The organism is Bartonella sp. P12B, from assembly GCF_055796185.1.
In genome coordinates this window covers 1-11,835 of sequence record NZ_JBTTDI010000020.1, presented here as the reverse complement: position 1 = coordinate 11,835, position 11,835 = coordinate 1, and the positions used below count along the sequence as shown (strand labels likewise).

Sequence of the window (11,835 nt, the reverse complement as noted above, 5' to 3'; positions counted from 1 at the left end):
CATTGGCATCATGATTTGCTTTTTATGCTCTGTTTATAGATGGCTATTGTTTGTAAAAAATGGTCAATTGAATCGTGCATAAAAGTGTGGATTCTTAAGTGGATTCAAATAAAATAAATCCAATCAAGGTATTGACTTTATTGTGTTTTTTTATATAATACCATTTCTTTACAGAAAAGGATATCAAAGCGCAAGGGACGCAAGATTTTGCCTCCACCACTCAAAAAGAGTTTGTCCCTTATGATGAAGAGCTTACGCTTTATGCAACACGAGACAAAACAACAGCCGCTGGTGAGGGCGTTGTGGTCGTGCAATTTGTGACTAATCGTTAAATTGTGAGGGGAGACGTTCGTTTCCCTCACTGATTTATGGAGCAGATTGTACGGTTAATTGCAAATTAAGGGCAGAGAGCACAGCAACTAAAGTAGAAAGTCTAGGGTCACCTGTTTTGCTAAGAGCGCGATATAAACCACTGCGTTCACGGTTTGTTTCTTTTGCTAGTGCACTCATATTTTGCGCACGGGCAACGATACCAAGAGCATCAGCGATATGCGCCGCATCACCGGTTTTGAAGGCTTCATTGAGAAATATTTGTTGTTCCTCAGTGGTTTCAAGATATTCCTCTGGTTTAAATGGGGTTGTTTTCATCACTGTACTCCTCTTTTAATTTTAGAGCTTGTTCAATATCTTTTTTCTGCGTTGATTTATCTCCACCACATAACAAAAGAATAAAATCAGAGCCTTTTTGAGTGAAATAAATCCTGTAACCCGCACCATAGTGAATACGTAATTCACCTATACCATGAAAAAATTTAACATCACCTAAAAGACCTTGTTTTAATCGTACAACACGTTGAAGAATAATAGCTTTAGCGCTTTTATCTTTGAGTTTCTTAAGCCAAGTATCAAATTCTATAGTTTTATGAATAATTATCATGTGTATACTATAGTACACAGATGATAATAGGTCAAGAGTAAATTTTCATTGAAAGGTTTCATGATGTCACGTCATTATATAAGGATAAGGACGGGTGGACCGATACAAGAGCGGCAAGATGTTTTTCGTCATAGGGGAACCTTTGCAAGGCTTGTATCGGTTATTCAGGATGAGATTGATGATGTCACGGATGAGTACATTCCTCAAATCCAAGAAAGTATTTTTGCCGCCATTCGGTTTTGTGAACGGGAAACATTTTACTTTAATGAAAGCCGTCATGTCACTTTTACCACACAGGTGGGCAAGGGGAGCTACGATCGGTCTGATAGCTCTCATATTGAAACGGCAGTGCAAATTAAAAATGTGTTCCTTACCTCAGGCTCTAACAAGTCTGAATTGGAGAGAAGAGATCATCTTTCTATAGAGAGTTCGTTGTCCTCAGGGCATCAAGGAACGCCGGTTTGTTACAGTTATTTTGATAAGAAATTGTATCTCTATCCCATACCAGATAGAGTCTATCGGGTTCAACTCATCCTCTCACCGATGCGTTTGGAAGAGCTTGAGACGATTGATCAGGAACACCCATGGTTTGTGCATGGTTTTGATCTGATTAAGGCACGTGCGAAATATGAATTGTATAAGAATATTCTCAAAGAACCCGATTGTGCAGTGGCTGCTTACAGTGATTTTAATGAACAGTTGCAGGAATTACGCGCTGAGACTTCTAAACGCCATAACGTTACAAGAATAGAGGCAACGGATTTCTAACATGGTTTATTTCCCGATAGCTGATTACAGACCGGATGTTGCGGTTGTTAACAGCAACTTTACCGATGCACTTGTGAATGTATTACCCGCCGATGGTTGTTATTTACCGATGCCCAGTGCTACGGTTGTTTCTGCTCCTTTGGAGGAAAAGCCGTTAGGTTCGATAGCCTTTAGAACAGGCGATGGGGTCAAAATTATCGTAGGGGGAGCACAAAAGCTCTATGCTTATGATAGTCAAACGCGGGGTTGGAAAGATATCAGTCAAACTGGTGTGACTTACCAAGCGAATGAAGAGAACAAATGGTCTTTTGCATTGTTTGGTGAATCGATTATTGCGGTCAACAAAAATGATAAACCCCAAGTTTTCAAGATCAAAAGTTCTGAACGATTTGCAGATTTAGAGGGCAATCCCCCCAAAGCAGGATTGGTCAAGGTTTGGGGTGATTTTTTATGTTTGATGCAATTAACCGATCATCCTAATCGTGTTCATTGGTCCGGTTTGAACGATGCAACCCATTGGACAGTAGGTCAAAAAGATTGTTTTTATCATGACTTTCATGATGGAGAAGTTGTTCAAGGGGCCACGGAATCCTCTAATCCCTTGGTTTTTCTGCGTTCTGCTATCTATGCTGGTTCCTTTATGTTGGGCTCTAAAGTTCCTTTTATTTTTCAAAAGATACAAGACAAGCGCGGAGCAAGGAGTGCACAAGCTATTGCCTGTTTTGGCAGTGATGCTTTTTTTGCTGGAGATGGTGGTTTTTATCAAGTGAGTGCTGATGGTCAGCTTTTGCCGATCGGTTTTGAAAAGGTTGATCGGACGGTGTTCACGACTTTTGATAAGCTTGCCCTTGATGAGATGCAAGGAGTCGTCGATCCTATTCATAATCGTGTTTATTGGTCTTTAAAGCGTGGAAATAATCAACAAATCACCTTTGTATATGATTGGGGCTTGCAGAAATGGTCAACGATCCAAGGAGAGCTGTTCACGTTGTTTCCTGTTTTTACGGCAGGTTATACATTGGAGCAGCTTGATGAGATCTCGACAAGTCTTGAGAGCTTACCGGCATCTCTAGACAGTGCCATTTGGCAAAGTGGAGCCCCCGTTCTTGGAGCTTTTGATGCGCAAAACAGGCTTGTCGTGTTTACAGGCGCCCCGATGGAAGCTGTTATTGTTTCGCAAGAGATGGGATCTCCTGATGGGAGCTTTAGCTTTATCAGCAAGATGTTTGCCGAGGTTGATACACTAGAGGGGCTTTTGAGTATAGGGGAACGGAGTGTTCGCGACCGTCAGACACCGATGACATGGCATCATGAAAGGATCTGCTCCTTTGTTACAGGTGCGTATCATGGTCGATCACGCAATCGTTATCACCGTTTTAAATTGCGCATTCCAGCGGGAGTAAGTTGGAGCCATATCACGGGGTTTCATGCGGATATACGGTCTTTGGGCAGACGCTAATGGCTAAAGTGTTTCTTACCTCTTGTTGGGATAAGGAGCGCATAGCCCCTTATCTAGAAGAGATAATTGCAGCCTTTTGTCAATATGTAGAGCGATTTAAGCACGAGCTTACTTTGCAACAGCTTATCGAAGAGATTTGCAATGGTAAGAAACAATTGTGGCTGGTGCTTGATGATGAAGATCAGTTTTTATTGGCAGTAACAACGCAAATACAGATGACGGTTTTGGGCAAGAAGCGTGCTTTGGTTTGTGATTGTTGCGGTCGTGGTGGGTTAGAGCTTATCGACAATCTGATGCTTGTAGAAGATTGGGCGCGTGAGAATGGCGCTTGTGAAATGGAGATCTTGGGTCGTTTAGGATGGCGACGGGCGTTAAGCAAGCAAGGTTATGGGATAGATATGATTTACTTCAGGAAGGAATTAGAACATGGGGAGTAGGCGACCAGAAGAAACGAAAACCAATCAGGTGCAAAGGAGTGCCCCCCCTTCTTGGGCAGAGAACCTTTTTAGGCAGGGGAGTGCGGATGCATCGCGCCTTTATAACATGGGAGCTGGTGGCAATGTTTATGGGGGACTGCGTGTTGCGCCTTTGAGTTTTCCAACGACCTCAGCCATTGGAGGACTTGGGAGCATGCCTTATCAATATCAAAATCATTCTCTGATGAATTTAGTGCAAAACCCAACATCATCAGCAAGAAATCTTGGGTTGATTGCATCTGGTGGTCTAATGGGGCCCAATTCGTATTTTGGTCAGGTGCTTCAAGAAGGATTGGATGATGTAGAAAGTAGAATTAACAGATATTTCTCAGGGATTGGTCGCTATGGAACGCCAGATCATAAGGATGAGTTGCGGAAAGGCAGCGGCTCTGTTTATGCCCGTGCTATGGCAGATCAGTATGATAAGGATTGGCAACGCATGATGCAAGCCAATGCGATGATTGACCAATACAATCAGAACCAGTTGGGAGCAGCGAATAACTTCTTACAAGGTTATGGCAACAGCTATTTCAATGCGTTGCAGGGCTCATCCCTTCTTGATGATTACAATCAACGCCTTGTTGATGCCAATCGAGAACGTTGGATGGAGCAAGACAATAGCGGTTGGAATAGGTTGAACATGTTGATGAATGCAGGGCATGGCTTTGCAAGAAACTATGGCACAACAATGAATAAGGGTACAATTTCTAAGCTTGCAGGCAATAATCCTTGGCAAAATGCAGGGACTATAGGTTCTCTTGCACTTCAGGCAGCACCGATGGCTTTCGGTTATATGGTTGGTGGTCCAGCGGGAGCAGCGCTTGCAGGAGGGGCACATTGGCTCTATCCGTTTCTTAAAAATCAGTCAGCATAGTGGATAAATTAATTAATAGCATTACAGGAGAGCGTGATGGCATTTCCATTATTAGGCTTAGCTGCTGGGGCAGCAACTGGGGCGGCATTAAGATATGGGCCTCATATTTTTAGATATCTTTATCCCCGAGTAGCTCCAAAAATGGTTACAGGGGCGAAAAGATTGGGACAATTAATGAAACAAGGATTGAAGAATCCTGTAGTAATTGGTGGGGCGATTGGGAGTGGTCTGGAGAAGAATATACTGGGTATTAATATAAATAAAGCACATGCCCCATCCAACCCCTATTTACAGAATATGCTGAATCCATATGGACCGTTTATGCCCTATACGGCTCCTAGAACGGAAATGCCTCTTGGTGTTGGTAATCATCCACCTATGCCAAATGCACTAGAAGATGCTCCACAAGAACTAAAACCTCATGTTAATGAACAAATGCAATCCCAAACGCAACCATTAGCGCCCGTATCTCCAACACCGCCTCCAGAACCGACAGATTTAGATAAATATTTACAGTCCAATACTTATAAGTTTTTTCAGTCAGATGCTTACGAGAAACTGAAGGATCTTTTTGCTGGTATGGCAGCAGCACCATCAGGCGGTTCAGGATGGGATGCGCTTGCAAGTGGTGTTCAGCATCTTAATAAAGGCGATAAAGAGAGAAAACAAGTTAACCAAACAGTCGAGTATTTAAAAGCACAGGGCATGAGTGAAGAAGAAGCACGTTTTATGGCTGGAAATAAGGCTGCTCTTAATGCATTTTGGGGACAAAAAGTAAACGACGGCAATGGTCTTTCTTCTAAAGAAGAATTGGATCGTCAACGTCAAATGATAGAACTTAAAAATAGTGAAGTTATTCGTAGTAATATGCTTGATGATATCAAGATTTTTATGGATTATGTGAAAAAAGATCCTGATTGGAGTACGGGAAATTTGGCTTCTGTTCAAGCGTATGTGGGGGTCCCTGAACACCGTGATATGAAATCACTGCTAGATTCGATTAAAGGTCGCATAGGTATTGATCGTTTAGAAACCATGAGACAGTATTCACGCAATGGTGCTTCTGGTCTTGGAAATCTTACAGAAAAAGAACTTAATATATTACAAAGCTATTTAGGAAGTCTAGATTATAGATTGGGTGGCAAAGAGCTGTTGCGTAGGTTGAAAGCAATAGATAATATTTTGAGAAAAATGAAATCAAATGTGTTGTCTTTGTTAGAGAGTAAGACCATCCAATTGACAGAAGAGAATGTGAGGAAAGTTACATCGGGGCAGGATTCTAAAACTCAGCAAGAAGGGAATAAATTACCCGTTGCGATTGACACAGGAGATATTAAAAATCTTCGTGTTGGGGATACAGCTATCGTGCACTATGGTGATGATAGTTACGAAATTATTAAGGATAGATAAATGGTTAATCATAATAATTCTCATCAAGATTTTCCTGATTTTGGTCCTGGTATAAGAGTTATTCGTCGTATTCCTAAGAATGAGTATGAGAAACCGGCAGGAGAAGAACCACAAACAGAACATGATATTTCATTTGCTGATGAAGATCTTGGTGTTTGGGATGCATTGAGAACCCATGGGATATCCGGTTTAACGGCAGGTTATAGTGATGAGATCCAAGCGGCGAAAGAAGCAGGTTTTACGGCTTATTGGAGCGGTGATAAAAAAGCAGAAGAGGTCTATAATAGAAGAGTAGCAAAGGAGCGTGCTTACCAGAAAGCGTTGGAAAAGGCTCATCCATGGATGTCTTCTCTTGGTTATGTTGCTGGTTCTATTTTACCAACAGTAGCATCATTTGGGATTCCTGGATTAAATTTTTTGAGAGCAGGTTCGACCTTAGGTAATTTGGGTAAGGGAGCTCTTGTAGGAGCAGGTTCTGGAGCTTTGCATGGATCTGGAGTAGGAGAAGGCTACAATGATACGGTGAACTCCGCATTAGCCGGTGGTCTTGGTGGTGCTGCTTTGGCACCGGTTGCTTCTTTAGGGGGAATGGGAATTTCTAAGGCGGCTCGTTATATGAAAAATCTTGTAAAGGACTCTCCTCTTATCGAGAGAGCTTTTAATCCTGTTCATCAGCAAGTTCCAAATAAAGCACTGAGAGAAGTTGCTAGTCATCTTTACGATAGTAAAGTTAAAGATATTACTGAGCGCCTTGGTTCTGAACCTAATGTGTTTTTGACAGATATTAATCCAAAACTACGACAGGCTTTGTTTAAGGCGTCTAAAACGAATGAAGATGTTCATAATATTGTGCAACAAGCGCATGAGAAAAGATTAGGAGGTTCTGTCCAACGTCTTGATGATATTATGGATGAGAAAATTGCATCTTATCAACATAATGATACTTTTGAAAGAGCCCTTCAAGAGAGTGGGGAAAAAGCATACGGACATCTTTATAGAGAGGCGATGGCAACTCCAATAGGTGAGAAGTATTATCCAGCTCTTGATAAGCTTTTTGAAAAGAAATCGTTTAAAAAAGCTGTCAATCAAGCAGCCCAAAACTTAACAGATGACATGCGTAAAGCAAATCCTCAGGTATTTTCTTCGAAAGATTTTAAACATATCAACTATAAGCCTACGATGGAATTATTTGATGAAACCAAAAAAGTTATTGATGAATTGATTCAAAAGCATAAGAATTTTGGTGAGATGCGAAAGGCTTCTAAATATCAATCGATTAAAGAAGCTTTGGTAGGAATAACAGACGAAATTTCACCTACGTATAAAACAGCACGTGCAAGTGCTGAGAAATACAAAGTCTTTGCAGAGAGCTTTGATAAAGGCAAGCAGGCTCTTGAGAACAGGCTTGAAAAGAGTGAAGTGAGGGATGAAGTCAGAGAAAATATTATTAAAGGCATATTGAGAGATAAAAAGAATGCTTATCATACAAAGAATGCCTATCGTATGGGGGTGAGAAATAAATTAGGCAGTATATTATATGGAAACGATGGGGGTGTTAATGCACTCATAAAGCTTTTAGAACAGCAGGCTGCATCTGAGAACCTTAAAAGGATCATGAAACCTCATCGGTTTGATACTTTTAAGAAGGCTGTAGATCAGGAGAAGTTCTATTCTGATGCAGCACAGAAGGGCTTTGATGAATTTACAGGGACTCCTGAATTTTCTCTTTTTGATGGCACTGATTTTTCTAACCCTTTCACTTGGCCTGTTCAAGCTTATAGAGTCGTACGGAATATGGTGCATCATCCTAATTCACAAGAAATTTTTCAGGCAAGGCAGGAGATAGAGCGTGGTATAGCGAAATTAGCAACTTTTGGAGTTGAAAAGATGGCACCAGAGGAAATTGCTAAACTGATTCAAAGTGCTTTGAAATGGCATAAAGCGGGAGTATTAACAGATGAAATGGTACAAGTTATTTCTAGAGGTCTAGCAAAAGGATTAGGTCCTAGTGCTTCAATAGAGTATGCGAAATGACCCGCTATAGTCCTTCTATCGATCAAGCGATACGGCAGACGGCAGCGCGTTATGGCTTGCCTGAGCGTTATTTGTATCGTGTTGCACAGATTGAAAGTGGTGGGAATCCGAATGCAAGGAACCCGCGGTCCTCTGCTGGTGGTCTGTATCAATTTATAGACAGCACAGCCAAGCAATATGGCTTGCAGGATAGGTTTGATCCAGTACAAGCAGCTGATGCCATGGGCAGGCTTACACGGGATAATCGCAATCATTTAAGCCGTGTATTGGGACGAGCACCGAGTGAGGCAGAATTATATTTAGCGCATCAACAAGGGGCAGGGGGAGCCGCGCGTCTTTTGCAAAACCCCCATGCCCATGCGGCGCAAATTGTTGGCAGCAATGCCATTGGTTTGAATGGCGGGAAGACAGGGATGCGTGCTGGTGATTTTGTCAATCATGTTTTGCAAATGTATGGTGGACAGCAACCTTCCCGTCAAGCTGCTGTTTATAGAAGCCCTGTCACCCAGGGGGGATTTGGCAATCGAGAGAATTTTCTTGATGTTTTAAGGGCTCTGTTAGCCTCACAGGAAGAGGTTGGAGAAGATGAGGAGAGTGCTGAAGACACCCCTCTGCTGTCAGACTTTATGAGAGCATTTTACGGTCCGTTTTCTAGGATATAGGATTTAGCCACATGTCGACGATTTATGATTGGTCGCTTCGAGCGTCCGATAATACCCGTGCTGATGATCTGATTGATTGGTCAGAGGGGCAGTTCCCCCATACGGTGAGTAACAGTGCGCGTGTCATGATGCAACGGGTAAGGGAGTATATATCGGATACGGGAGGAGCCCTTGAGGGGGTCGTTATGGTTCATGAAGAGCAACAGCGGACAGAGATTAGGATTGAAAGCAAATCACAGTTTAAAAAGTATCAGACAGGTCTTTTTATCCGGTTTCAAGCGACGGGCAAGAATGTAGGGTTCACGACGGTTTCGTTGAATGGGTTAGAGGAGAAAACTGTTTATAAGGCAACAGCAAGAGGAGCGCAGCCATTATCGGGAGGAGAGATCCAAAATAGTTGTGTCTATAGTTTGCTTTATAGCGATGATGGTTGGCATCTTTTAAATCCGACACCAGTTCGCTCATCGGAAGATTTTGACACCAGTCTTTACCCGTCAGGATTTATAGGAACTTTTGCGATGCGTCATGTTCCTCAGGGTTGGTTGTTATGCGATGGTAAGGCGTATTCTCGGAGTGCCTATCGTGGATTGTTTGAAGCGATAGGGACGGTTTGGGGGGAAGGGGATGGTGCAGAGACGTTTAATGTCCCTGATTTTCGTGGGATGTTTTTGCGTGGTTTAGATGATGGGCGTCAAATTGATCCAGATCGTAGTTTTGCCAGTATTCAGACAGATTTAATGCAGTCCCACCAGCATGAGGGTCAGAAGATTTCTTTTTCGCATTTTACCAGTACCGAAAACTATTGGGATGGCAATACGACCGATGTGTTGGGTCATCGGCTCCGTTTATTTGAGGGGGGTGTTTTATCCAATTTTACGGGCATAGAGAGTGAGAATATTCACGGATATATTGTTGAGCCCTATACCCTTGATGATCGGCGGGATGTTGTTTTGGAAAGGACAGGCGAGGGGGAAATGCGTCCGGTCAATGTCTCGGTTGTTTTTGGCATTAAGACATGAGGTTTAGATGTCGACGATTTATGATTGGTCTTTAACGGCTTTAGAGAATGGCTACAGTGATGATGCGATCGGTTGGTTAGAAAGACAATTACCAAGCACGGTGAACAATAGTGCGCGCGTGATGATGCAAAGGATAACAGAGTATCTTACAGATACATGTGGTGTCCTTGAAAGTGTTTTTACGAATGATGAAGCGCAGCAAAGAACAGCGATTAGGCTTGAGAGCAAATCCCATTTTTTAGCCTATAATAATGATATCGTTTTGCGTTTTAAGTCCAAGGGCAAGAATGTTGGAGGGACGAGCCTTTCCCTGAATGGATTAGAGGGCAAGGATGTTTATAAAACCACAGAAGTTGGAGCCCAGTTTTTAACAGGAGGCGAGATCCAACCTGGTTGTATTTATAGCGTCGTTTATAATCACGGGCTTTGGCAGCTTTTGAATCCGACCCCCATTCCCGCTGTTCCCGTTATTTCCCCTTATCCTTCGGGCACGATAGGGGCTTTTGCCATGCAGTTTTTACCCCCCGATTGGTTATTGTGTGATGGGAAGGCGTATTTACGCAGTGATTATAGTGCTCTGTATGAAGCGATCGGGACCAGATGGGGTGGAGGTGGTAGCCATACGAAGTTTAATGTTCCGGACTTGCGTGGTGTTTTTTTGCGTGGTTTGGATGATGATCGTCAGGTTGATCCTTGGCGTAGTTTTGCCACGTTACAGAAAGATAGCCTCAAGGTGCATGATCATGGTGGAGAGAGCTTTTCAGTTTTGAATAGTGAAGGGGAGTCAGAACGTTGGCATGGGGATCTCACGATTTTCTGGGGTTATGAGTTTAATGAGCAGCAAAGATTGAAACTTGCAGAACGGCTGGGCGTCAGGCCAGAGGATATCCGTGTTCACCATAAGCTTGCCTTTCCCCATTCCCATCTTCATATGCAAGAAGTTGTTTTGGAAGGGTCAGGAGAGAGAGAGACGCGTCCGATCAATGTGTCGGTTGTGTTTGCGATCAAAACATGAGGTTTAGATGTCAACGATTTATGATTGGTCTTTAACGGACTCAGAGAATGGTGGTGCTGATGATTTGATTAATTGGTCAGAAGGACAAGCCCCCAATACGGTGAATAACAGTGCGCGTGTCATGATGCAGAGGGTAAGAGAGTATTTATCAGATATCGGAGGAGCTGTTACAAGCACGTTTAAGGTTTATCCTGAACAGCAAAAGATAGAACTTTATTTGAACAGTCACACAGGTTTTTCCAAGTATCAGACAGGTATATTGTTGCGCTTTAACTCTCCATGCACGACTACTGGAGCAACAACAGTTTCCTTGAATGGGTTAGCAAGTAAACCGGTTTACAAAGCAACAGAAACAGGTCTTGTCCAGCTTACAGGGGGCGAGATCCAACAGGGCTGTCTTTATAGTTTGGTGTATGATGAAGAAATAAGCGGTTGGCAACTTCTCAATCCCACAATACAAAAATCGACCTCCTTAAAGCGTTTACCTAGTGGTCTTATTGGTCCTTTTGCCATGCAAAGCTTACCTTCTGGTTGGCTTGTTTGCGATGGGCGCGCTTATTCGCGCGAGGCTTACAGGGATCTTTTTTTGACGATAGGGACGGTTTGGGGGGAGGGAGATGGTGTGAGCACCTTTAATGTACCGGATTTGCGAGGAGTATTTTTGCGTGGTTTGGATGATGGGCGTGCTGTTGATCCTTGGCGTTCTTTTGCAAGTCTTCAAGGTTTTTGTTTAAAATCTCATGATCATTTTATTAGTCCTTCGTCCTCACAGCGTCCTTCCCGCCAGAAGCGAGAAGTGTCTTCTTCTGAGAGTTCTTTGAAGAGGGAGAAGAGAGGGGATGATGTGTGTGCTGGTTTAGGTGGGGATTCCTCAGCGTTATGTGAAGTATTCTCTGATGAAATAATGGACTTCCTTAAGCCACATAAGGCTCCTTTTTGGTTTACGGAAAAAGATAAACCGGCTGCTCGTTTGCCTTGGTTTATCAGGAGTCCTTTTGCGAATTTTCTCTATTAGGAAAGACATAATAGCAAAAAACACAATAAAATCAATATATTGAGTGCATTTATTTTATATGAATCCTCTTTAGAATCCACACTTTTATGCATGATTCAATTGACCATTTTTTACAAACAATAGCCATCTATAAACAGAGCATAAAAAGCAAATCATGATGCCAATA

General features: G+C 42.6%; 12 protein-coding genes. 10 read left to right on the top strand and 2 right to left on the bottom strand.

The window, feature by feature from the left end:
• Window positions 1–366: 366 nt before the first annotated feature.
• Window positions 367–648, bottom strand: a complete 282-nt coding sequence (locus tag AC0QT1_RS07905; RefSeq protein WP_473202047.1) for an addiction module antidote protein — start codon at window positions 646–648, stop codon at window positions 367–369.
• Entirely contained in the window at window positions 629–937 is a 309-nt protein-coding gene (locus tag AC0QT1_RS07900; protein WP_473201293.1) for a type II toxin-antitoxin system RelE/ParE family toxin, read from the bottom strand. Before AC0QT1_RS07900 ends, AC0QT1_RS07905 begins: the two co-directional genes overlap by 20 nt.
• Before the next feature lie 63 nt (window positions 938–1,000).
• Between AC0QT1_RS07900 and AC0QT1_RS07895 the strand changes: the two genes are divergently transcribed.
• Genes AC0QT1_RS07895 through AC0QT1_RS07850 form a run of 10 tightly spaced genes read left to right on the top strand, consistent with a single transcriptional unit; the run spans window position 1,001 to window position 11,669 of the window.
• Window positions 1,001–1,705: a phage adaptor protein gene (locus tag AC0QT1_RS07895; RefSeq protein WP_473202048.1), complete on the top strand. Its 705-nt coding sequence runs from the start codon at window positions 1,001–1,003 to the stop codon at window positions 1,703–1,705.
• Between the two features lies 1 nt (window position 1,706).
• Window positions 1,707–3,164, top strand: coding sequence for a hypothetical protein (locus tag AC0QT1_RS07890; protein WP_473202046.1), 1,458 nt, complete (start codon window positions 1,707–1,709; stop codon window positions 3,162–3,164).
• On the top strand, window positions 3,164–3,601 hold the full coding sequence (locus tag AC0QT1_RS07885) for a hypothetical protein (RefSeq protein ID WP_473202045.1): 438 nt from the start codon (window positions 3,164–3,166) through the stop codon (window positions 3,599–3,601). Before AC0QT1_RS07890 ends, AC0QT1_RS07885 begins: the two co-directional genes overlap by 1 nt.
• Window positions 3,591–4,514 carry a hypothetical protein gene (locus AC0QT1_RS07880; RefSeq protein WP_473202044.1) on the top strand — a complete coding sequence of 308 codons (924 nt, stop codon included), beginning with the start codon at window positions 3,591–3,593 and terminating at the stop codon, window positions 4,512–4,514. Before AC0QT1_RS07885 ends, AC0QT1_RS07880 begins: the two co-directional genes overlap by 11 nt.
• Window positions 4,515–4,550: 36 nt before the next feature.
• On the top strand, window positions 4,551–5,924 hold the full coding sequence (locus AC0QT1_RS07875; RefSeq protein ID WP_473202043.1) for a hypothetical protein: 1,374 nt from the start codon (window positions 4,551–4,553) through the stop codon (window positions 5,922–5,924).
• Window positions 5,925–7,958 carry a glycine zipper family protein gene (locus tag AC0QT1_RS07870; protein ID WP_473202042.1) on the top strand — a complete coding sequence of 678 codons (2,034 nt, stop codon included), beginning with the start codon at window positions 5,925–5,927 and terminating at the stop codon, window positions 7,956–7,958.
• Complete coding sequence (locus AC0QT1_RS07865; RefSeq protein WP_473202041.1) at window positions 7,955–8,620, top strand: transglycosylase SLT domain-containing protein; 666 nt, start codon at window positions 7,955–7,957, stop codon at window positions 8,618–8,620. The genes AC0QT1_RS07870 and AC0QT1_RS07865 overlap by 4 nt, the downstream gene beginning before the upstream one ends.
• 11 nt (window positions 8,621–8,631) lie before the next feature.
• The gene (locus AC0QT1_RS07860) at window positions 8,632–9,639 is read left to right on the top strand and encodes a phage tail protein (RefSeq protein WP_473202040.1); all 1,008 of its coding nucleotides are present in this window, start codon (window positions 8,632–8,634) and stop codon (window positions 9,637–9,639) included.
• 7 nt (window positions 9,640–9,646) lie between these two features.
• Complete coding sequence (locus AC0QT1_RS07855; RefSeq protein ID WP_473202039.1) at window positions 9,647–10,654, top strand: tail fiber protein; 1,008 nt, start codon at window positions 9,647–9,649, stop codon at window positions 10,652–10,654.
• Between the two features lie 7 nt (window positions 10,655–10,661).
• Window positions 10,662–11,669, top strand: a complete 1,008-nt coding sequence (locus AC0QT1_RS07850; RefSeq protein WP_473202038.1) for a phage tail protein — start codon at window positions 10,662–10,664, stop codon at window positions 11,667–11,669.
• Window positions 11,670–11,835 lie beyond the last annotated feature (166 nt).